Source organism: Methylorubrum populi (assembly GCA_036946625.1).
Classification (GTDB): Bacteria; Pseudomonadota; Alphaproteobacteria; order Rhizobiales; family Beijerinckiaceae; genus Methylobacterium; species Methylobacterium populi_C.
The window spans coordinates 731,748-752,634 of sequence record JAQIIU010000003.1 but is presented as its reverse complement, the minus strand read 5'-3'; the positions used below and the strand labels follow the sequence as shown (position 1 = coordinate 752,634).

Genomic DNA, 20,887 nt, shown 5'->3' with positions numbered 1-20,887 from the left:
CAGAATCGCAAACCAGCGTTGCCGCTCGCAATCTAGGATCGAGCTGAGTTATCTATGAGCGTCCGACTGATGACTATGCGTTGAATGTCGCTGGTCCCCTCGTAGATCTGACACACACGTACATCACGGTAGATCTGCTCGATCCCGTAATCGGCCAGGTAGCCGTAGCCGCCGTGGATCTGGATGGCGTCGGAGCAGACCCGCTCCGCCATCTCGGACGCGAAGAGCTTGGCCATCGCTGCTTCCTTGTGGCACGGCAGCCCGGCGTCGCGCAGACGGGCCGCGTTCAGCACCAGTTGCCGAGCCGCCTCGATCTGCGTCGCCATATCCGCGAGGCGGAAGGCGACCGCCTGATGGTCGGTCAGGGGCTTGTCGAAGGTCTTGCGCTCGCCGGCGTAGCGAAGGGCGGCCTCGAAGGCGGCGCGCGCCATACCCACGGACTGCGCCGCGATGCCGATGCGCCCGCCTTCGAGGTTGGCCAGCGCGATGCGCAAACCCTCGCCTTCCGCACCGAGCATGAGGTCCGGCGTCAGGGCCATGTCCTCGAAGACGATCTGCGCCGTATCGGAGCAGCGTTGCCCCAATTTGTGTTCGAGCGATGCCACCGTGTAACCAGGGGTATCGGTCGGAACGATGAAGGCCGAGATACCCTTCCGCCCGGCTCCCGGGTCGGTCACCGCGAAGACGATCGCCACGTCGGCGTTCTTGCCCGAGGTGATGAACTGCTTGGTCCCCGTCAGCACCCATCCGTTCCCGTTGCGGCGAGCGCGGGTCCTCAGCGCCGCCGCGTCGGAGCCGGCCCCCGGCTCCGTCAGGCAGAACGCGCCAAGGTGCTCGCCGCGGGCCAGCGGCCGGAGGAAGCGCCGCTTCTGGTCCTCGGTGCCGAACTTCAGGATCGGCATGCAGCCCACCGAGTTGTGGACGCTCATGATCGTCGAGACGGCGCCGTCGCCGGCCGCGATCTCCTCGATGGCCAGGGCATAGGCGACGTGGTCGACGGCCGCACCGTCGTACTCCTCGGGCACGAGCATGCCCATGAAGCCGAGGGCCCCCATCTCGGCGAGGGCCTCCCTCGGGAAGCGGGATTCCCGGTCCCAAGCGGCCGAGAAGGGCTTCAGACGCTCGGCCGCGAAGGTTCGGGCGGCGTCCCGGATCATGATCTGATCGTCGGTGTGCACCGGGCGGCTCCTATCGGGCCTGCATGCGGAGGGCGCCGTCGATGCGGATGGTCTCGCCATTGAGCATCGGGTTGGCGAGGATGGCCATCACGAGGTGGGCGTACTCGTCGGGGCGTCCGAACCGCGACGGGAAGGGTACGGCTGCGCCGAGGCTGCTCTGCACCTCCTCGGGGAGCCCCTGGACCATCGGCGTCTCGAACATGCCCGGCGCGATCGCGCAGACGCGGATCCCGAGCGGGGCGAGCTCGCGCGCGACCGGCAGCGTCAGGCCGACGACGCCGGCCTTCGAGGCCGCGTAGGCCGCTTGGCCGATCTGGCCCTCGTAGGCGGCGATCGACGCCGTCGAGACGATGACACCGCGTTCCCCGCCCTCCAGCGGTTCGAGGCCGGCCGCCCCGGCCGCCGCGAGCCGGATCAGATTGAACGTGCCGACCAGGTTGATCTGGACGACGCGCGCGAACGCGTCGAGCGAGGCCGGCCCGTCGCGGCCGACCACCTTCGCGGCGGGGCAGATTCCGGCACAGTTGACCAGGATGCGCGCGACCCCGTGCTCGGCCGCCGCGGCCGCGACCGCGGCCTTCGCGCTCTGCGCGTCGGCGACGTCGCAGGCGAGCGCGATCCCGCCGATCTCCTTCGCGGTCTCGGAGGCCGCCTCGCCGTTCAGGTCGAGGAGGGCGACCCTGGCGCCCGCCCCCGCCAGGGCCCTGGCGGTGGCCGCCCCCAATCCCGAAGCGGCGCCCGTGACGATCGCCGCGATACCTTGGACCTTCACGAAATTCTCCGGATACTGGATCAGATGCGTTCGACCGCGAGCGCCGTGGCCTCGCCGCCGCCGATGCACAGCGAGGCGATGCCGCGCCGCCCGCCGCTGCGCGCGAGGGCCGCGAGCAGGGTCACGATGATGCGCGCGCCCGACGCGCCGATCGGGTGCCCCAGGGCGCAGGCGCCGCCGTGGACGTTGACCTTGTCGTGGGGCAGGCCGAGGTCCCGCATCGCCGTCATGGCGACGACGGCGAAGGCCTCGTTGATCTCGAAGAGATCTACGTCGTCCATCGACCAGCCCAGCTTCGCGCTCAGCTTGGCCATGGCGCCGATCGGGGCCGTCGAGAACCACGCCGGGGCCGCGGCGTGGCTCGCGTGACCGCGGATCACCGCGAGCGGCGTGTGGCCGGCGCGCTCGGCCGCCGACATCCGCATCAGCACGAGGGCCGCCGCCCCGTCCGAGATCGAGGAGGCGTTCGCCGCCGTCACGGTGCCGTCCGGGCGGAAGGCGGGCTTCAGCGTCGGGATCTTGTCGGGCCGTGCCTTGCGCGGGCCCTCGTCCGACCGCGCCTCGCCGCCGACCGGGACGATCTCGTCGTCGAAGGCGCCGGCTTCCGCGGCGTGCCGGGCGCGGGCCAGCGACTCCAACGCGTAGGCGTCCTGAGCGTCGCGGGTGAACTGGTAGCGCTGCGCCGTGTCCTCGGCGAAGGTGCCCATGAGCCGGCCGCGATCGTAGGCGTCCTCGATCCCGTCGAGGAACATGTGGTCGAGGACGCGTCCGTGGCCGAGCCGATGGCCCGCGCGCGCCTTGTCGAGCAGGTAGGGGGCGTTCGACATCGACTCCATGCCGCCGGCCACCACCACGTCGGCCGACCCCGCCGCGATCAGGTCGTGCCCGATCATGACCGCCTTCATGCCGGAGCCGCAGACCTTGTTGAGGGTCGCGCAGGGTGTCGCCTCCGAGAGGCCCGCGCCGAGGGCCGCCTGGCGCGCCGGCGCCTGGCCTAGGCCGGCGGGCAGGACGCAGCCCATCACGACCTCCGAGACGGCATCGCCCCGGATGCCGGCGCGCGCGACCGCGGCGCGGATCGCCGCGGCCCCGAGTTCGGTGGCGGACAGGGCCTTGAGTTCACCCTGAAACGCGCCCATCGGGGTCCGCGCGGCGCTCGCCACGACGATGGGGTCCGTCTGCATTCCGCGAATCCTCATTTCGTGATGTGCCGGGCCGACGGACATGTCGGCAGGGCGCGCGTGGAGAAGGCCGCCCGCCTCGCGAGACGGCGGCTGCGGGCCGGGCTTCGTCGCTTCAACTCGCGGTCGCCGCGGTCGCCGGGGCGGCCCTGGCGACCTCCTGGTTGCGCAGGAGGAAGCGCTGGAGCTTGCCGCTGGGGGTCTTCGGCAGGCTGTCGACGAACTCGATCTCGCGCGGATAGGAATGCGCCGACAGGCGCTTCTTCACGTAGGCCTGAATCGACTCGGCCAAGCCTGCGTCCGGCTCGATGCCGGCCTTGACGACGACGTAGGCCTTCACGACCTCCGTCCGCTCCGGATCGGGCTTGCCGACGACGGCGGATTCCGCGACCGCCGGATGCTCGATGAGCGCGCTCTCGACCTCGAACGGGCCGATCCGATAGCCCGACGAGGTGATGACGTCGTCCGCTCGTCCCACGAAGGCGATGCTTCCGTCGGGAGCGGTCTCGACGGTGTCGCCGCTCAGATAGTAGTCGCCGACGAAGGCCGGCGTCGGGCGCTGCCAGTAGCCCGAGAACCACATCAGCGGCGACCGCGTCCGGTCGAGGGCCAGGATGCCGGGTTCGCCCGGCCCGAGTTCCCCGCCGTCCGGACCGAGCACCACCACCCGATGGCCCGGGATGGCGAAGCCGGCCGAGCCGTGCCTGACGGGGTGTGCCAAGCCGTGGTGGTTGCACAGCACCATGCCGAGTTCCGTCTGGCCGTAATGGTCGTGGATGGTCGTATCCAGGTGCTGGGCGAACCAGCGGATGACCTCCGGATTGAGCGGTTCGCCGGCGCTGCTGACGACGCGCAGGCGCCCCTTGACGCCCTCCGCGGCCGCGGGGCCCGCGGCGATGAGGAGGCGGAATGCGGTGGGAGAGCCGGCCAGGTTGGTGATGCCGAGCCTCTGGATCGTCCGGTAGGTGTCCTCGACCGTGAAGGGGCCGTCGTAGAACGTGGTCGCCAAGCCCATCGCGAGCGGGCCGGTGACCGCGTAGTACAGGCCGTAGGCCCAGCCCGGGTCGGCGATGTTCCAAAAGCAGTCATCCGGCCGGAGATCCACGGCATCGCGCATGTAGGCGACGAACGCGACGATGGCCTTGAGCGGGACGAGCAACGGCTTTGCGGGCCCCGTCGTCCCCGAGGTGAACATGATCAGGAACGGATCTTCCGGCTCGCACGGGACCGGTTCGGCGGTGCCGGGCTTGGCGTTCAGTTCGGCCCAGAAATCCAGGTCCGTGCTCGCGCCCCCTGCGCCGACCGTGATGATCGTGATGATCGTGCACAGGTCCGTCAGCCCCGAGACCTTGGCACGATTCGGTCCGTCGGTGACGATGACCTTCGCCCCGGCTTCGCGCACGCGGTGCTCGATGGCCTTCGGGCCGAAGGCGGTGAACAGGGGCTGATAGACCGCACCCAGGCGCCACGTCGCCAGGATCGTGATCAGCAACTCGGGCGTGCGCGGGAGAAGCCCGGCGATCCGGTCGCCCTTGCGCACGCCGCGCTCGGCGAAGACATCGGCGAGCTTCGCGACTTGGTCGGCGAGCGTGGAGAACGAGATGTCCAGGATCTCGCCGCCCGGCCTACAGTATCGGAGGGCTACGCGTCCGGCATTGTCGGCATGGCGATCGCAGCAGGTATGGCAAGCGTTCAGCTGCCCGGGCCCATCCGTGAAGATGTCCGAGAAAGCCGCCCGATCATCGAAGGTCGATACGGCAAGTTCGTACTTGATCTTGCCGTGACTATCTTGTGCGTACATCTTGCCTCCCTTGTGTCGTATTATTTTATGATTATTTATATTAGATATTTACAGGCAATTTTTGAAGTCTTCGTTGTTGTCGCACAGCGGCATCCTTTGTTTTTGTGCACCGTTTTGTCCACCGTATCGAATGTGGCGATGGAGATTTTCGATTCACATCGCCTCGAAGGTCGGCAGCCGTCTCTCAGGACGATACTACCCTCATCATCCCGATGCCGGCGCGCCTCACATCACGCGCCTCATGCGGCATGCAGATCGCGTGATGGAGGTATCGATGCATCACGCATCATGCCGGTGTGCGGATGGCAGTTTATGTATTCGTAGAGTTGGTGGCCCGCGTCGAACACCGAGACCTCGTGATAGAGCCTGAGCTTGCTCAAGCCGGGCGCGACGCGGAAGAACGTGACGAAGATCCGCAGGTGCGTCGGATGCGACTCCGCCCAGCGTTCGAGGGCGGCGAGGGACCGCCAGTGGCCGATGTTGTAGCTCTTCTCCAGCAGATTGCCGTCACTGTCGATGTACTGCACGTAGCGATTGCTGTAACAGCCGATGGACTGGCCGTTGTCGCGGAGGAAATCCATGCCCGCACGCAGCGTCGGCTCGATCTCATCGAGATAGAGGCGGCGCTCGTCGCCATCGGCGTCAGCCCAATCCTGGCCTGAGCGGATGAGGGCCACATTGGCATGCCCGCGAACGACGACGCGTCCCCCACCGTCGGGATCGCCCGCGACGACCGTGAGTTCGCCGTCCGGCGACATCCAGTCGATCTGTGAGATCGGGAAGCGGTCGCGCATGGATCCCCAATACCCGTGCTCAAGGATATCGTCGCTCACGTCGTCCATGATCGCTCCCACGCCCGGGAACTGATCCTTGAAGGCGTAGAGCGTCTCGAACTGATCGGCGCGCGGGGAAACGATCTCTCGCATGTAGCCGATGCCGTCCGATAGACGCTCATCCGACGACCACCAGTCCGACACGGCCGCCGCCCCGCTCCAGCGCTCGTATGATGCGTGATCACGCCAGTAACCGACCGCGATCAGGTTCTCATAACCTTGCGCATCCCGATGTTGCGTGAGGTCATGGCTGAGCGGGCCATCGGCGAGACCGAATTGGCCGACGATGTTCCGGAGGGCGGCGAGAGCCTGAGGCCTGCGGCCCTCCTCACGATACTGAACGCCGATATAGCCCATGACGACGCGCGTCAGATCTTCGGCCGCCCGCGCGACCCACATCGGGAAAGGCGGCTGATAGTCGTCCGCCACCCTGCGCGAGAGCGTTCGAGGACAGCGAAGATGCTTGTCGATGGCCGATTCCATTGCTGTCCCTCACCGCCTCGATTCGTTTCAGGGATCCGGATCCAGCTGCTTGAGCAGGTTGCCCGGACGGCCTCGTGCCCTCGTGCGACGCACCGCAGCCGCGTCTTCGCCCGCCGTCGGATATGACGGGCCGATCCGGCACGATCGCCGCCCCGAGACCGTCGAGGGCGCGTATGCGCATGCCCGCACAGGGGACGGGCGGCGCGAGGCCGTCGGCGCGGGGGATGCCGTCCCCGAACCGCGCGTTCCTCGCGGGCCCGTCCCCCTCCGGGGATGGGCCGATGTGGCGCTTCAGATGAAGCGGCCGTTCCCGGTGGAGGCCGCCGTCAGCCGTGCGTCGCGGCGCTGACCGTGATCGGCTGGCGGGCCGGCGCGTGATGGTGGTGGTCGTGCGCCGCACACGACGCGTTCGCGAGCATCACCGGCTGACCGTGCGGCGTGTTGAGGTAGGCGCGCCGCCATTCGTCGATGCGGTCCGAGACGTCGCGCGTCTCGACGATCCCGTTCGAGACCACGATCGTCTGCAACGCCTGCAACCACTGGCGGTGATAGGCGTCGCTGGCGCTCTCGCCCGGACGGGCTGGCGATCGTTTGATCTCGTCGCCGAACACCTCGACCCAGGCCGGCCACGTGAAGAGGCCCGCCTCGTGGAGCTGCACGGTCAGCGAGAAGGCGTGCGCCTGCCAGGGTTGCTCGAACGTCGGCCCTTCCGGCGGCAGGGACATGGCCACGTAGTCGGGAGCGGCGGCCACGGTCAGACCCTCTCCATGTGGTCGTCCCACAGGTCGATCCTCAGGGTATCCTTCGCCGGAGCGTCGGCGCCCCAGAGTTCGGTCGCCTTGAAGCTGACGTTGTAGACGTGCTGGGGGTGTTCGCCCTGGCCGTGGGCCGCTGTCTCCGGCGTCACGAACACGCCGTGGTCGAACTCGACGACGCCGACCTTGCCGCGGATGTAGCGCGGCAGCCGCGTGTGGGTCTTCGGGTTGATGTTCTTGGCCCTGATGAGGTCGCCCGCCTTGAAGTTGGCGGGAGCCTCGTGGTCGACTCTCGCCGACGCGCCCGTCGCCACGAGGCCCGGGACGATGTCTCTGGTCAGGACGGGCATCAGTGGGCTCCCTTGAGCTGAGCGTAGCGCGCATCCAGCTCCTCACGGGACAGCGCGCCCTTCTCGATCAGGATCGTCTCGATCGCGTGGTACCAGTGCTCGTAGTAGCTCGATTCGAGATAATGCGCGGGCGGCATCAGCTCGATCATGTGACGGAACTCGTCGACGTTGAAGTAGCCGCCGGCGAACGCGGCGAAGAACAGGCCGAATATGCGACGCTCCCAGTCGTGCTCGAACAGGGGCTCGTTGTGGTCGCGCACGACCGGCCCGTGGCCGTGCATGCCGCCGAGATCGTGGATTCCGTTCATCGGGATGTTGCTCCGCGCTCAGGTGTTCGCCGTTTTCGCAACGGCGGTGCCAATCATCGAGTCGCGGGTCACGAGGTCCGCGAGCTGCTCCTCCGTCCAGCCGTCGGTCTCGGCCGGACGCTCGGGGAGCACGAGGTAGCGGAGCTCGGCATTGCTGTCCCAGACGCGCACCTCCTTGTCGGCGGCCACCGCGGTGCCGAACTCGGCGAGCACGCCGCGCGGATCCATCACGACCCGCGAGCGATAGGGGGCGGATTTGTACCAGATTGGCGGGAGGCCGAGGGTCGGCCAAGGATAGCAGGAGCAGAGGGTGCAGACGACGACGTTGTGGACGTCGGCGCTGTTCTCGACGACGACCATGTCCTCGCCCTGGACGCCCGAATATCCGAGCTCGGCGATCGCAGCGGTGGCATCCTTCAGGAGCCGTTCGCGATAGGCCGGGTCGGTCCAGGCCTTGGCGACGACGCGCGCCCCGTTGCGCGGGCCGACCTTGTGCTCGTAGGTCTCGACCAGGGCATCGAGCGCGGTGGGGTCGATCAGGCCCTTCTCGGTCAGGAGGGACTCGAGCGCCTTGACGCGCAGATCGACCTCCGACGGAGGCTCGGTGTGGTGGTGGTCATGCGCCATAATCCACTGCTCCACAAAATATCGTATGCTCGCGGATCGCTCGCCGCCGACGAGACCGGCGGCGACGCCCTGCCCCGCGCCGGACGCCGCGAGACTGCGGACGATCGGTGCGGGCGATCGCGTTAATTGACATCCGGTCAATGGAAAATGCAAGCAAATTTTCCACCGGGACACGTCGAGGCGCTTCGGCGCGCGCGGGTCCATCAGGGGGTGTCGTGCGGCCGCCGCGCCGGGTGGGTGGGATCGAGCGGGCAGGCGGCGCAGATCTGTCCGTCCGGCACGAGGAAGCGCACGCAGCAGACGCGGCGGATCCGTCGGCCCTCGACGTACCGGACGGGCCTGTAGAGGGGATTGGGCGCGCCGTCGGGCAGCGAGGGCCCGTCGAGGAACCGCCGGGCGGCGCGGTATCCGTCCCGGTCGCCGGCCAGGGCCTCCATCCTGCACAGCAGCGCCTCGAAGGCGGTGCCGGCATTGCTCCACAGCACGCGTTCGCTCAGGCCGCCCCGTGATGCGAAGAATCGGATCGCCGGCCGGAGATACGCGTCGACGAGGGGCTCGAACCGGGCGAAGGCGTTCCCCCGGTCGAGCCGGACCGTGCCCTCGCCGATCGTGACCGCCTCCGTGCGCAGGTCCGGCGCCATGATGAAGCGCGCCGCCTCGAAGTCGAGCACCGGGCCCAGGTCGAACAGGATGCCGGCCGCCAGGACCGGGGGAAGCACCGTGCCGAAGTGCCACGATGTCCAGATCGACAGGATGGCCCGGGGGTCGGTCGGGCCGTAGCGGGCCTCGAACCGCGCCGCGATCCGGGCAATCATGTCCGGGGCGAGCAGCAGGTCCCGCGGCAGGGAGGGCCGGGGATCGTCGGCGACGGCCAACCCCTGGCGGAAGCCGGGCAGATGCCCCGCCAGGGCGGCCTCAATGTCCGCGAGAAGCCCGCGCGCGCCGCCGGCCGGCCCGATCTCCGGAAGGGTCACCATCGATGCGGTGGCCGGGCCGCGCACGTCCGGATCGCGGCGGCTCTCATCGCGCGATCCGGGCGAAGAAGGCGGCGATGCCGGCTCTGGCCTCCTCGCTCTCCCAGCGGTCGGCGAGGAGGGATGCCGTCGCCCCGGGACCGAGCGGTTCGCCGTCCGCGAGGCGACGGATCAGGGCCTTGCTCTCCGCCACCGCCCCCGGCGCGCACTGGAGCGCGAAGGCGATCTCGGCCTCGACGGCCTTCTCCATCGCCTCCGGCGCGACCACCGCCGACACGAGACCCATCCGGCACGCCTCGGCGCCGTCGACGGGCCGCGCGTTCAGCATGATCCGCCGGGCGTTCGGGCCGCCGATGCGCCGCACCACGAACGGGCTGATCGTCGCCGGGATCAGGCCGAGCCGCGCCTCGGTCAGGGCGAACCGCGCGTCGGGCACCGCGAAGGCGATGTCGCAGAGCGCCACGAGCCCGACGCCGCCGCCATAGGCGGGGCCGCGGACCTCTCCGATCAGGAGCTTCGGCAGGCGGTCGAGGGTATCCAGCATGCCGGCCAGCGCCTCGGCCTCGGCCTGCCGTTCCGGCCGGCTGCGCTCGGCCTGGCTCCGCATCCAGTCGAGGTCGCCCCCGGCACAGAAACTGCGCCCCTCGGCGGACAAGACGACGACCCGTACCGTCTCGTCTGCCCGGAGCGCCTCCGACGCGTGCACGAGGTCCGCGATCATTGCCGCGTTCAACGCGTTGTGCTTAGCGGGCCGGGCGAGCACGAGCCGCCTGACGCCCTCTCGCACGGTCTCGACACGAATCGTCTCGTAGGTCGCGCTCATGTGGATCGTCCCAGAAGCTGCGTCATGAAGGCCTCCGCTTCGGCGAGGCGGACGCGATCAATCCCTGTCGCGAAACCCCCGGCTTCCACAAAGTCGAGTACGCGTCCCGTCGCCACGTTGCCGGCAGAGCCCGGTGCGTAGGGACACCCACCCGCCCCGGCCACCGACGCGTCGAATACGCGAACCCCCTCTTCCAGGGCCGCCGCAACGCATTCGAGCGCTCGACCGCCGGTATCGTGGAAATGCCCCGCCAGCCGATCGACCGGGGCTGCACTGCGAACAGCCCGCAGCATGGCCGCGACGGTCTCGGCCGTGCCCGCCCCTATGGTGTCGCCGAGCGAGACCTCCCGGCACCCGAGTTCCAGCAGGCGTTCGGTCACCAAGGCGACCTGAGTGGGCTCGGTCGGCCCGTCATATGGGCAGGCGACGACGCAGGACACGTAACCGCGCACCGGGATGCCGTCTTTCGCCGCAGCCACGACGATGGGGTGGAAGCGCTCCATGCTCTCGGTGACGCTGCAATTGATGTTGCGGCGGCTGAATCCTTCCGAGGCCGAGGCGAAGATCGCGACCTCGCCCGCCCGCGCGGCGCGGGCATGCTCGTAGCCGCGCAGGTTGGGCGTGAGCGCGGCGTAAATCGTGCCCGCCGGGCGCCGAATCCGATCGAGGACATCGGCGCCGTCCGCCATCTGCGGCACCCATCTCGGCGAGACGAAGCTCGCCGCCTCGACGTGCCGGAAGCCGCAGGCGGACAGGAGATCGACGAGGCGCACCTTGTCCTGCGTGGAGATCGCCCGCGCCTCGTTCTGGAGCCCGTCGCGCGGGCCGACCTCGTAGATCTCGACGCGTCCCGCCTCAGGCATCGGCTGCGTCCCCCTCGACGGGCTCCATGACGATGAGGACGGCGCCGACCTCGACCTGATCGCCCGGCGCGACCTCGACGCTCGCGATCCGGCCGGCACCGGGTGCCGTCATCGGCATCTCCATCTTCATCGCCTCGGTAACGAGGAGGGGAGCGTCGGCCTCCACGAGGTCGCCTGGGGCGACATGGACGATGCGCACGATGCCCGGCATGGCGGCCCGCAGCACGTGATCGCCCCCCGCCGAATTGGCGGCGTTCCCGGGGCGCACCGCCGCGAAGCGGAACGTGCCCTCTGGCAGGCCGACGACGATCTCGTCGCCCGAGCGACGGAGTTGCACGGGGACGCTTCGACCCTGCGTTTCGGCACGCAGCCCCGTGTCGGGGTGGGACGTCAGCCGGAGCGCCGTGGATACGTCGCCCTCCTCGACCCTGAAGCCGCCGTCGCCGAGCGCGGTGACGGTCATGCGGCGCCTCTCCGGGCCGGCCGCGAGGTCGACCTCCCGCACGGCGCTCCCCCAAAGGCGAAAGTTGGCGAGTCGGTCGCTGTCGGCGTCCGGCAGGAGATCCGAGAGTTCCAGGGCGGCGAGCGCAGCGGCCAGCGGCGGCGCCTCCGCGTCCGCCAGGATCGCATCGAGTTCGCGCGCGATTAGCCCGGTGTCGAAGGTGCCGGCGGCGAAATCCGGCTGCGCGACGAGCTTCGCCAGGAAACCGAGGTTGTTGGGAAAGCCCTCGACGCAGCTCTGCGACAGCGCCTGCCCCAGCCGGGCGAGCGCGACCGCGCGCGTCGGGCCGTGGGCGATGACCTTGGCGATCATCGGGTCGTAGAAGGGCGTGACGAAATCCCCCTCCCGCACGCCGGCATCGATCCGGACGGCATGCCCCCCCGCGAAGCGCAGGTGCGACAACCGCCCGGTCTGCGGCATGAAGTTCCGGCCCGGATCCTCAGCGTAGACCCGCGCCTCGACCGCGTGGCCGTCGATGGTGAGTTCCTCCTGGCCCCGGGGCAGCGGTTCCCCGGCGGCGACCCGCAACTGCCACTCGACGAGGTCGAGGCCGGTGATCATCTCGGTCACGGGATGCTCCACCTGGAGGCGGGTGTTCATCTCCATGAAGTAGAAGCGATCCTCGCGCAGGCCCTCCGCCACGTCGGCGATGAACTCCACCGTGCCGGCGCCCTCGTAGCCGACGGCCTGCGCCGCACGCACGGCGGCTGCGCCCATGGCCGCGCGCATCGCCTCCGGCATGGCGGGCGCTGGCGCCTCCTCGATCACCTTCTGGTGACGGCGCTGCATGGAGCAGTCGCGCTCGAAGAGATGGACTGCATTGCCGTGGCTGTCGGCGAAGACCTGGATCTCGATGTGCCGGGGCACCACGAGGCAGCGTTCCACGAGGACGCGGTCGTCGCCGAAGGCCGAGCGCGCCTCGCGCCGCGCGGCCGAGAGCGCGTCGGGGAAGTCCCGCGCGTGATCGACGCGGCGCATGCCCTTGCCGCCACCGCCCGCCGCGGCCTTGATGAGGACCGGATACCCAATGCGGTCCGCCTCGCCCGCCAGGAAGGCCGCGTCCTGCTCCCGCCCGTGATAGCCCGGGACGGTCGGCACGCCCGCCTCGTCCATCAGCGCCTTGGCCGTGTCCTTCAGGCCCATCGCGCGGATCGCCGCGCTCGGCGGACCGACGAAGACGAGGCCGGCGGCCTGGACCGCATCCACGAAGCTCGGGTTCTCCGACAGGAAGCCGTAGCCCGGATGGATGGCCTGGGTTCCGCTCCTCCGCGCGGCCTCCAGGATCGCGTCCTGGCGCAGGTAGCTCTCGGCCGCGGCCGGTCCGCCGATACGGTAGGCTTCGTCGGCGTAAGCGACGTGGGCCGTGTCGCGGTCGGCATCCGAGTAGACGGCGACGGTCCGGATACCGAGGCGCCGCGCCGTGCGCATGACGCGCAGGGCGATCTCGCCGCGGTTGGCGACCAGAAGGGTCTCGAACATCGCCATCACATCCGGAAGAGGCCGAACCGAGTCGGCTCGCTGGGGGCGTTGAGCGCTGCGGACAGGCTCAGGGAGAGCACGTCGCGGCTGCGTGCGGGATCGACGATGCCGTCATCCCAGAGGCGGGCCGACGCGTAGAGCGGGTGGCCCTGTCGCTCGAACTGCTCGCGGATCGGCGCCTTGAAGCGTTCCTGCGCCTCGGCCGGAAAGGATTCCCCGCGCCGCTCCAGCGCGTCGCCGCGCAGCGTCGCGAGGACGTTCGCCGCCTGCTCCCCGCCCATCACCGAGATCCGGCTGTTCGGCCAGGTCCAGAGGAAGCGCGGGCCGTACGCGCGCCCGCACATGCCGTAGTTTCCGGCCCCGAAGGACCCGCCGATCAGCAGGGTGATCTTCGGCACGGCGGCCGTCGCGACGGCGGTGACGAGCTTGGCTCCGTCCTTCGCGATGCCGCCGGCCTCGTACTGACGGCCGACCATGAAGCCCGTGATGTTCTGGAGGAACAGGAGCGGGACGCCGCGCTGGCAGCACAGTTCCACGAAGTGCGCCCCTTTCAACGCGGATTCCGACAGGAGGACGCCGGCATTGGCGAGGATGCCGACCGGAACGCCGTCGATATGGGCGAAGCCGCAGACGAGGGTGGTGCCGTACAGCGCCTTGAACTCGTCGAAGCGCGAGCCGTCGACGAGGCGGGCGATCACCTCGCGCACGTCGTAGCCCTTCCGGAGGTCGCCGGGGACGACGCCCCAGAGTTCCGCCGGGTCGTAGAGCGGAGGCTCCGGCGCCTGCCGCACGACCGTGTCGGGCCGGCGCCGGTTGAGGCTCGCGACGGCGCGGCGGGCGAGCTCCAGCGCATGGGCGTCGTTCTCCGCGAGGTGATCGACCACGCCCGAGGTGCGCGCGTGGAGGTCGGCCCCGCCGAGGTCCTCGGCGGAGACTACCTCGCCGGTCGCGGCCTTCACCAGGGGGGGCCCCGCGAGGAAGATGGTGCCCTGGCCGCGCACGATGATCGACTGGTCGCACATCGCCGGGACGTAGGCGCCCCCCGCCGTGCAGGAGCCCATGACGACCGCGATCTGCGGGATGCCGGCCGCCGACATCCGCGCCTGATTGAAGAAGATCCGGCCGAAATGGTCCCGGTCGGGGAAGACCTCGTCCTGGTTGGGCAGGTTGGCGCCGCCGGAATCCACGAGATAGAGGCAGGGCAGCCCGTTCTCCCCCGCGATCTCCTGCGCGCGCAGGTGTTTCTTGACGGTGATCGGGAAGTAGGTGCCGCCCTTCACCGTCGCGTCGTTGCAGACGATCATGCAGTCCTGCCCGGACACGCGGCCGACGCCCGCGACGACACCCCCTCCCGGCACCGCGCTGCCGTACATGTCCGAGGCCGCGAAGAGCCCGACCTCCAGGAAGGGCGATCCCCGATCGAGGAGCCGGGCGACGCGCTCGCGCGGCAGGAGCTTGCCGCGCGCGGTGTGGCGCGCGCGCGCCTCAGCGCCCCCGCCTTCCATCACCCGTTCGGCCTTCTCGCCGATCTCGGCGACGAGCGCCGCCATCCTCTCGCGGTTCTGGCGGAAAGTTGTGGAGGTCGTGGATACGGCGGAGCGGATGATCGACATGGGCGGATGCCTCGTGGCGCATCGTGAGCGGATCTGCGGAGGGGACAGGCATAGGGCGCCTGAATGCGGGTGCCCGACGAAGCCGTCGGCACGCACGCGAGAATGATCGAGCGTTCGTCTCTCGGCGCCGCTCGCGACCTGCGGGTGCTCGGGCGATCCCGATCAGGCCGTCTCGACGTGGTGCAGGTTGAGACGCTCCTCCACCGCCGCCCGCATGACGAACTTCTGGATCTTGCCGGTTGCGGTCATCGGGAAGGCGTCGACGAACTCGATGTAGCGTGGAATCTTCTGATGGGCGATCTGTCCTCGGCAGAAGGTGCGCACGTCGTCCTCGGTCATCGACGCTCCCTCGCGCAGCCTGATCCAGGCACAGAGTTCCTCACCGTACTTCGCATCGGCGACGCCGAAGACCTGCACGTCCTGAATAGCCTGGTGACGGAACAGGTACTCCTCGATCTCCCGCGGGTAGAGATTTTCGCCGCCACGGATGACCATGTCCTTGATGCGCCCGACGATCTTCCCGTAGCCTTCCTCATCGAGCACCGCGATGTCCCCCGTATGCATCCAGCCGGCGGCGTCGAGGATCTCGGCCGTCTTCTCGGCGTCGCCCCAGTAGCCCATCATCACCGAGTAACCGCGCGTGCAGAGTTCACCCGGTTGTCCTCGCGGTACGATAAGCCCGTCCGAGTCGACGATCTTGACCTCGATATGTGCCTGCACGCGCCCCACGGTCGTGACACGCCGCTCCAGCGGATCGTCGACCGCGCTTTGGAAACTGACGGGGCTCGTCTCCGTCATGCCGTAGGCGATGGTGATGTCGCGCATGTTCATGCTATGCTGGACGCGCCGCATGACCTCGATGGGACAGGGCGCGCCGGCCATGATGCCTGTGCGGAGGGAGCCGAGATCGAAGCGCGCGAACGCCGGATGGTCCAGCTCGGCGATGAACATCGTCGGCACCCCGTAGAGGGCCGTGCAGCGCTCCTCCTCTATCGTTCTCAACGTCGCCAGGGGATCGAAGCCCTCGCCCGGATAGACCATGGCGCAGCCGTGGGCGACGCAGGCGAGGTTCCCCATCACCATGCCGAAGCAGTGATAGAGCGGCACCGGGATGCAGATGCGGTCCTCGGGCGTCAGCTGCATGGCACGGCCGACGAAGTATCCGTTGTTGAGGATATTGTGGTGCGTGAGCGTCACGCCCTTCGGTTGACCGGTCGTGCCGCTGGTGAACTGGATGTTGATGGGGTCGTCGAACTGGAGGCCAGCCGCGATCTCCCGGATTGCGGCGCGCTCCGCCGCCCCGCCGCGCTCGCATACGGCACCGAAGGACACGGCACCGGGAACAAGCGATTCACCGATCTGGATCACGCTACGCAGGTGCGGCAGACGCTCGGCGGACAACGCGCCCGGCACGGCATCGGCCAGCTCGGGGGCGAGCGTCATGATCATGCCGATGAAGTCGCTGTTCTTGAACGCCGTCGCCGTCACGAGAGCCCGGCAGCCGACCACGTTGAGGGCAAACTCCAGCTCCGACAGCCGATAGGCCGGATTGATCGAGACGAGGATCAGACCCGTCTTGGCGGCGGCGAGTTGCGTCACCACCCATTCCGCGCAGTTCAGAGACCAGATGCCGATACGGTCGCCCTTCGCGAGGCCGAGGGCGAGAAGACCCGCCGCGAAGCTCTCGACGCGCTCGCTTAAGTCACGCCACGTCCATCGCACGCCCTGCGCCCCGGCGATCAGAGCCGGACGATCCGGCCATCGCGCGGCCGTCTGGTCCAGCCTCCGGCCGATCGTGTCGCTGAGCAACGGCACGCCGCTCGCGCCGTGGACGTAGCTCGTCTGCCCCACCATGCCATCCTCCCCCAGATGACCCAGATTCGGTCCGGAGCGCCTAGCGCGTTGCGAGGCGCCGCCCGGCCCGTCGGGCCGACGCTCCGTCGTCGCCGGCGGCGCTTCCGGCGTATCGGCGGAGCGCGTTCGCGCCGGCCTACGGCGTCCGCTCAGGCGGTTTCGTCGAACAACTCCCTTCCGATGAGCATGCGACGGATCTCGCTCGTCCCGGCGCCGATCTCATAGAGCTTGGCATCGCGCAGGAGGCGCCCCGTCGGATACTCGTTGACGTAGCCGTTGCCGCCGAGGGCCTGGATCGCCTCCAGAGCCATCCACGTCGCCTTCTCCGCGGCGAAGAGGATCGCGCCCGCGGCATCCTTGCGCGTCGTGCGTCCGAGATCGCAGGCGCGTGCCACCGCATAGACGTAGGATCGGGCGGCGTTCGTCAGCGTGTACATGTCGGCCACCTTGGCCTGCATCAGCTGGAATTCGCCGATCGCCCGCCCGAACTGCCGCCGCTCGTGGATGTAAGGCACGACGACATCGAGGCAGGCGCGCATGATGCCGAGCGGACCGCCCGCGAGGACGGCCCGCTCGTAATCGAGCCCCGACATCAGGACGTTCACGCCGCGTCCCACCTCGCCGAGCACGTTCTCGGCAGGCACCGCACAATCCTGGAAGACCAGCTCGCAGGTGTTCGAGCCGCGCATGCCGAGCTTGTCGAGCTTCTGCGCGGTGGAGAACCCCGCCATGCCCTTCTCGACGATGAAGGCCGTGATGCCGCGCGGCCCCGCGGCCGGATCCGTCTTCGCATAGACCACGAGCACGTCGGCATCCGGGCCGTTGGTGATCCACATCTTGTTGCCGTTCAGGACGAAGCGCTCGCCCTGCCGGTCGGCGCGCAGCCGCATAGAGACGACATCCGAGCCGGCGCCGGCTTCCGACATCGCCAGCGCCCCGACATGTGCGCCGGAGATCAGGCGCGGCAGGTAGCGATGCTTCTGTGCGTCATCGCCGTTGCGGCGGATCTGGTTGACGCAGAGATTGGAGTGGGCGCCGTAAGACAGGCCGACCGAGGCTGAGGCCCGGCTGATCTCCTCCATCGCGACGACGTGTTCCAAGTAACCCATACCGGCCCCGCCATGGGCCTCGTCGACGGTGATGCCGAGGAGCCCGAGGTCTCCGAACTTGCGCCAGAGATCGGCGGGAAATTCGTTGCTCGCATCGATCCCGGCCGCCCGCGGCGCGATCTCGACGGCTGCGAAGCGCGCTACCCCGTCGCGCAGGGCCTCGACCGTCTCACCGAGGCCGAAATCCAGCTCGCGCAGATCGTTCGACACCCTCCAACCTCCTCCCACCCGTCCGATTCCGGACGATATAGTCTTCGATCGACGAACGATCTTATTTCTGATGGACCGGCGCCATGGAAACATCCCGAATATCGGATCCGGGACGACATCCTGAGCTTCCGATCGTGCATCGACGCTCCGCAGAAGCTGCGAAGCATCATATCAGGCGTCATGGCGTCTCGCACCCGTCTGGTATCGGATCCGTCCAAGGCCGATCGATACGCGGATGGGTGATGCCCCGACGTGCCGGCGGCGGCGGCCCCGGCCTACTCGGCGGGGTGGCGCAAGTGCCAGTCGGTGATCCGCTGGAGGGCGGCGGCCGCCCGGCACAGGGTCGCCTCCGACAGATGCGGACCGTAGAGCTGCATCGCGATCGGCAGCCCGTCCGTGTCGAATCCGGCGGGGAACGTGATCGTCGGCCCGCCCGTCAGGTCCGCGGGGATCGTGAACCGGAGGTAGGGGCTGAAATCCTCAGCCGCCATGCCGAGCCATTGCTGGCGCGTCGGCACCCGGGTCGGGAGGGCCGGCACGAGGAACAGGTCCACGTCCTCGAACAGCGCGCCGACCTTCGCGGCGAAGGTGATGCGGCCGATGTTGGCCCCGGCGAGATCCTTGGCGCTCGCCGACTGTCCGAACTCGATGAAGTTGGACAGGACGGAGCCGTATTCCGACTTGCGCGCGGGAAAGGTCTCGCGATGGGCCCAGGCGGTCTCGGCCGCGCAGAGCAGGTTCCACTCCTCGGCGGCCACCCGCCATTCTGGGAAGACGACGGGCTTCGTCTCCACACCGAGCGAGGCCAGGGCCTTCGCCGTCGTCTCCCACACCGCCACCACTGCCGGATCGATCCCGTCGGTCGCGAAGGCGTGGGACAGACCGATCCGCAACCCGCTGATGCCTTGGGCGCAGGCCGTCAGGTAGTCCGGGACGGGAGCGTGGAGCGCGGTGGGGTCGTTCTCGTCGCGCCCGGCGATGGCGTGGAGCATGATGGCCGCGTCCGCGGCCGAGCGGGTGATCGGGCCGACGTGATCGAGCGTGTCGGCGAGCGCGAAGACGCCGTACCGACTGACGCGCCCCCAGGTCGGCTTGAGGCCGGTGACGCCGTTGGCGGCGGACGGCAGGCGGATCGAGCCGCCCGTGTCGGAGCCCAGGGTTCCGAACGCGAGGCCGGCGGCCGTGGCGACGCCCGATCCCGACGAGGAGACGCCGGACCAGCGCTCCGCATTCCACGGATTGATCGGAGCCTCGACGCTCGGATGGTGGTCGGCGAAGGCCTGCTCTGTGGTCTTGACCTTGCCGAGCACGATCGCACCCGCCGCTTCCAGGCGCGCCGTCACCGTCGCGCTGAAGCTCGGCTGGAAGTCCTTGTTGATCGCCGTGCCGCCCGTCGTGCGCACGAAATCCGTGTAGATGATGTCCTTGAGGCCGATCGGCACGCCGTGCAGCGGCCCGCGCCACAAGCCCTTCGCGATCTCGGCCTCCGACGCCTTGGCCCGCTCCCGCGCCCGGTCCGCCGTGACGGTGACGTAGCTCTTCGCCGTCCCGTCCCTCTCTCCTATCCGATGCAGCATGTGATCGACCACCTCGACGGGTGAGATCGAGCGAGCTTTGATCTTCTCCGCCAGATTGACGACCGACTCGAAGTGCATGGGACGCTGTCTCTCGAAAGGGGCACCGGCAAGTCGACTCGTCGGGCAGGCGGCTCGGCCTCCGCGCCACCCCAATCCGCATCGCCTCGGCATCCCCTGCCAGCTCTGCGACGACGAGTTCCCTTATCCGAGGCGATCTGAAGGCCCGGCCGGGTGACGGCCGCCGCGTCATCGTATCGGAGCTAGTAGAAATTGCAATGATCTATCTGTCCGCGACGTCCGCCCCGAGGGGCGCCATCGTCAGTGGCAACAGACCCGTCTGCCGATCCCAGCTTGCGTAGAGCGGCGTCGGGCGGCCGACCGGCCTTACATTGCGTCAAAAATATCAGATTTTTCTACATTTTCCATTTCACCGGTCGATAGCGCATTGACACAGCGCGGCGTGAACGGCTTTTGTATCCGGACTGCGAGAGAGGCTTCGTCAAGTGAAGCCCCGGCCGCCTGCGAGTATCTCATCTCGCTGATCTGAATTTATATTGTATATCTGCTGTAAAATGTGCCGCCTTGCGTGCTGTATTTTAGCGATATGGAGATCGCATCATCAATCTATCGAACTAAGCTGTATGTGCGGATTCTTTGACAGGGTGATGTCGAAACCATGAGTGTGACTGGCAAATTCCTGCGAGCGGTGAAATCGGCGGCGGCCGTGCTGGCCGTCATGGCCACGCCCGCGGCGGCGGTGGACGTGAATTCGACGGACTACTTCCCGTTGCCGCCGGGAACGAACGTGTTCGTCTCGTATACGAATTTCACGACGCGAAACGAGTTCCGTGTTTCGCCTGGCGGCACATCCCTGAGAGATAGCGCGCTTGATTCGAGCGTGGAGATACTGCGCTTCATCCGGTACATCGATATCGCGGGATTTACCGTCGCCCCGCAAGTCCTGATCCCGTTCGGCGGGTTGTATAATGGCAAGTTGGGCGGCGCTCCTCTGGATCACGCCGCCGGTTTCGGCCAGCCGATCCTCGCTACCCCCGTGTGGCTCGTCAACAATACGGACACGCGCACCTTCCTGGCCGTGACGCCGTACGTGTTCCTGCCCATCGGAAATTATCGGGCGGGCGAGACGCTGAATCTGTCCGAGAACAGGTGGAAGTTCAATCCGCAGATCGGCTTCGTGCAGGAAACGCTGGATAAGACCTTTCTTTTGCAGTTGACCGGTGACGCGATATTCTATGGCAGCAACAACGATGCGACCGCCGTAGGATACGGGCATCTCACGCAGAAAGATTCGTATCAGTTTCAGGGGTGGCTCTCCTATTCGCCCCTAGTCGATCAGACGTGGCGCTTCGCCGTAGGGTACTCCCAGATGTGGGGTGGCGTGCAGATGCTGAACGGCGTCCGGAACGGCGCCGCCACGAAATCCCAACAGATCCGATTTGAGGTCAGCAAGTTCCTCGCGCCGGATCTTCAACTGCTCGGAGAGGTTTCCCACGATCTCAGCGTGACTGGGGGTTACAAGCAGGATTTCGTCGGCTTGGTGCGCCTTGTGAAGCTGTGGTAGTACTTTACATCTC

General features: G+C 68.2%; 18 protein-coding genes. 1 reads left to right on the top strand and 17 read right to left on the bottom strand.

Annotated elements, in window-relative coordinates; all coding sequences use genetic code 11:
- Window positions 1-32: 32 nt before the first annotated feature.
- The 17 genes from PGN25_14890 to PGN25_14810 all read right to left on the bottom strand — a co-directional run bounded on the left by PGN25_14890 (window position 33) and on the right by PGN25_14810 (window position 19,370).
- The gene (locus PGN25_14890) at window positions 33-1,238 is read right to left on the bottom strand and encodes an acyl-CoA dehydrogenase family protein (GenBank protein MEH3118836.1); all 1,206 of its coding nucleotides are present in this window, start codon (window positions 1,236-1,238) and stop codon (window positions 33-35) included.
- The gene (locus tag PGN25_14885; protein ID MEH3118835.1) at window positions 1,189-1,950 is read right to left on the bottom strand and encodes an SDR family NAD(P)-dependent oxidoreductase; all 762 of its coding nucleotides are present in this window, start codon (window positions 1,948-1,950) and stop codon (window positions 1,189-1,191) included. The genes PGN25_14890 and PGN25_14885 overlap by 50 nt, the downstream gene beginning before the upstream one ends.
- Before the next feature lie 20 nt (window positions 1,951-1,970).
- A complete protein-coding gene (locus tag PGN25_14880; protein ID MEH3118834.1) occupies window positions 1,971-3,134 on the bottom strand; it encodes an acetyl-CoA C-acyltransferase in 1,164 nt (387 codons plus the stop codon).
- Window positions 3,135-3,246: 112 nt separating this feature from the next.
- Complete coding sequence (locus PGN25_14875) at window positions 3,247-4,932, bottom strand: AMP-binding protein (GenBank protein MEH3118833.1); 1,686 nt, start codon at window positions 4,930-4,932, stop codon at window positions 3,247-3,249.
- A gap of 239 nt (window positions 4,933-5,171) precedes the next feature.
- On the bottom strand, window positions 5,172-6,248 hold the full coding sequence (locus tag PGN25_14870; GenBank protein MEH3118832.1) for a phenylacetaldoxime dehydratase family protein: 1,077 nt from the start codon (window positions 6,246-6,248) through the stop codon (window positions 5,172-5,174).
- A gap of 326 nt (window positions 6,249-6,574) precedes the next feature.
- Window positions 6,575-7,000, bottom strand: coding sequence for a nitrile hydratase accessory protein (locus PGN25_14865; protein MEH3118831.1), 426 nt, complete (start codon window positions 6,998-7,000; stop codon window positions 6,575-6,577).
- 2 nt (window positions 7,001-7,002) lie between these two features.
- Window positions 7,003-7,353, bottom strand: a complete 351-nt coding sequence (locus tag PGN25_14860; GenBank protein ID MEH3118830.1) for a nitrile hydratase subunit beta — start codon at window positions 7,351-7,353, stop codon at window positions 7,003-7,005.
- Complete coding sequence (locus tag PGN25_14855; GenBank protein MEH3118829.1) at window positions 7,353-7,661, bottom strand: nitrile hydratase subunit beta; 309 nt, start codon at window positions 7,659-7,661, stop codon at window positions 7,353-7,355. Before PGN25_14855 ends, PGN25_14860 begins: the two co-directional genes overlap by 1 nt.
- 18 nt (window positions 7,662-7,679) lie before the next feature.
- Window positions 7,680-8,288 (bottom strand): nitrile hydratase subunit alpha, encoded by a 609-nt coding sequence (gene nthA, locus PGN25_14850; protein MEH3118828.1) that lies wholly within the window; start codon window positions 8,286-8,288, stop codon window positions 7,680-7,682.
- 203 nt (window positions 8,289-8,491) lie between these two features.
- Window positions 8,492-9,265 (bottom strand): siderophore-iron reductase FhuF, encoded by a 774-nt coding sequence (fhuF, locus tag PGN25_14845; GenBank protein ID MEH3118827.1) that lies wholly within the window; start codon window positions 9,263-9,265, stop codon window positions 8,492-8,494.
- A gap of 43 nt (window positions 9,266-9,308) precedes the next feature.
- Entirely contained in the window at window positions 9,309-10,085 is a 777-nt protein-coding gene (locus tag PGN25_14840) for an enoyl-CoA hydratase-related protein (GenBank protein MEH3118826.1), read from the bottom strand.
- Entirely contained in the window at window positions 10,082-10,948 is an 867-nt protein-coding gene (locus PGN25_14835) for a hydroxymethylglutaryl-CoA lyase (GenBank protein MEH3118825.1), read from the bottom strand. The genes PGN25_14840 and PGN25_14835 overlap by 4 nt, the downstream gene beginning before the upstream one ends.
- A complete protein-coding gene (locus PGN25_14830; protein ID MEH3118824.1) occupies window positions 10,941-12,929 on the bottom strand; it encodes a methylcrotonoyl-CoA carboxylase in 1,989 nt (662 codons plus the stop codon). Before PGN25_14830 ends, PGN25_14835 begins: the two co-directional genes overlap by 8 nt.
- A 5-nt stretch (window positions 12,930-12,934) precedes the next feature.
- The gene (locus tag PGN25_14825) at window positions 12,935-14,542 is read right to left on the bottom strand and encodes a methylcrotonoyl-CoA carboxylase (protein ID MEH3118823.1); all 1,608 of its coding nucleotides are present in this window, start codon (window positions 14,540-14,542) and stop codon (window positions 12,935-12,937) included.
- A gap of 162 nt (window positions 14,543-14,704) precedes the next feature.
- Window positions 14,705-16,396 carry an AMP-binding protein gene (locus tag PGN25_14820; protein ID MEH3118822.1) on the bottom strand — a complete coding sequence of 564 codons (1,692 nt, stop codon included), beginning with the start codon at window positions 16,394-16,396 and terminating at the stop codon, window positions 14,705-14,707.
- Between the two features lie 149 nt (window positions 16,397-16,545).
- Window positions 16,546-17,715, bottom strand: coding sequence for an isovaleryl-CoA dehydrogenase (locus PGN25_14815; GenBank protein ID MEH3118821.1), 1,170 nt, complete (start codon window positions 17,713-17,715; stop codon window positions 16,546-16,548).
- 275 nt (window positions 17,716-17,990) lie between these two features.
- Complete coding sequence (locus tag PGN25_14810; GenBank protein MEH3118820.1) at window positions 17,991-19,370, bottom strand: amidase; 1,380 nt, start codon at window positions 19,368-19,370, stop codon at window positions 17,991-17,993.
- A 598-nt stretch (window positions 19,371-19,968) separates the two neighbouring features.
- On the opposite strand from PGN25_14810, the gene PGN25_14805 reads away from it, so the two are divergent.
- Window positions 19,969-20,874 (top strand): transporter, encoded by a 906-nt coding sequence (locus PGN25_14805; GenBank protein ID MEH3118819.1) that lies wholly within the window; start codon window positions 19,969-19,971, stop codon window positions 20,872-20,874.
- Window positions 20,875-20,887: the final 13 nt, after the last annotated feature.

What these genes read in the sequence shown, in the direction of transcription:
- PGN25_14890 (MEH3118836.1), bottom strand. Translation starts at nt 1,238, where the DNA reads ATGGCGAGACCATCCGCATCGACGGCGCCCTCCGCATGCAGGCCCGAT.
- PGN25_14880 (MEH3118834.1), bottom strand. Translation starts at nt 3,134, where the DNA reads ATGCAGACGGACCCCATCGTCGTGGCGAGCGCCGCGCGGACCCCGATG.
- PGN25_14875 (MEH3118833.1), bottom strand. Translation starts at nt 4,932, where the DNA reads ATGTACGCACAAGATAGTCACGGCAAGATCAAGTACGAACTTGCCGTA.
- PGN25_14870 (MEH3118832.1), bottom strand. Translation starts at nt 6,248, where the DNA reads ATGGAATCGGCCATCGACAAGCATCTTCGCTGTCCTCGAACGCTCTCG.
- PGN25_14860 (MEH3118830.1), bottom strand. Translation starts at nt 7,353, where the DNA reads ATGCCCGTCCTGACCAGAGACATCGTCCCGGGCCTCGTGGCGACGGGC.
- PGN25_14855 (MEH3118829.1), bottom strand. Translation starts at nt 7,661, where the DNA reads ATGAACGGAATCCACGATCTCGGCGGCATGCACGGCCACGGGCCGGTC.
- nthA (MEH3118828.1), bottom strand. Translation starts at nt 8,288, where the DNA reads ATGGCGCATGACCACCACCACACCGAGCCTCCGTCGGAGGTCGATCTG.
- fhuF (MEH3118827.1), bottom strand. Translation starts at nt 9,265, where the DNA reads ATGGTGACCCTTCCGGAGATCGGGCCGGCCGGCGGCGCGCGCGGGCTT.
- PGN25_14840 (MEH3118826.1), bottom strand. Translation starts at nt 10,085, where the DNA reads ATGAGCGCGACCTACGAGACGATTCGTGTCGAGACCGTGCGAGAGGGC.
- PGN25_14835 (MEH3118825.1), bottom strand. Translation starts at nt 10,948, where the DNA reads ATGCCTGAGGCGGGACGCGTCGAGATCTACGAGGTCGGCCCGCGCGAC.
- PGN25_14830 (MEH3118824.1), bottom strand. Translation starts at nt 12,929, where the DNA reads ATGTTCGAGACCCTTCTGGTCGCCAACCGCGGCGAGATCGCCCTGCGC.
- PGN25_14825 (MEH3118823.1), bottom strand. Translation starts at nt 14,542, where the DNA reads ATGTCGATCATCCGCTCCGCCGTATCCACGACCTCCACAACTTTCCGC.
- PGN25_14820 (MEH3118822.1), bottom strand. Translation starts at nt 16,396, where the DNA reads ATGGTGGGGCAGACGAGCTACGTCCACGGCGCGAGCGGCGTGCCGTTG.
- PGN25_14810 (MEH3118820.1), bottom strand. Translation starts at nt 19,370, where the DNA reads ATGCACTTCGAGTCGGTCGTCAATCTGGCGGAGAAGATCAAAGCTCGC.
- PGN25_14805 (MEH3118819.1), top strand. Translation starts at nt 19,969, where the DNA reads ATGAGTGTGACTGGCAAATTCCTGCGAGCGGTGAAATCGGCGGCGGCC.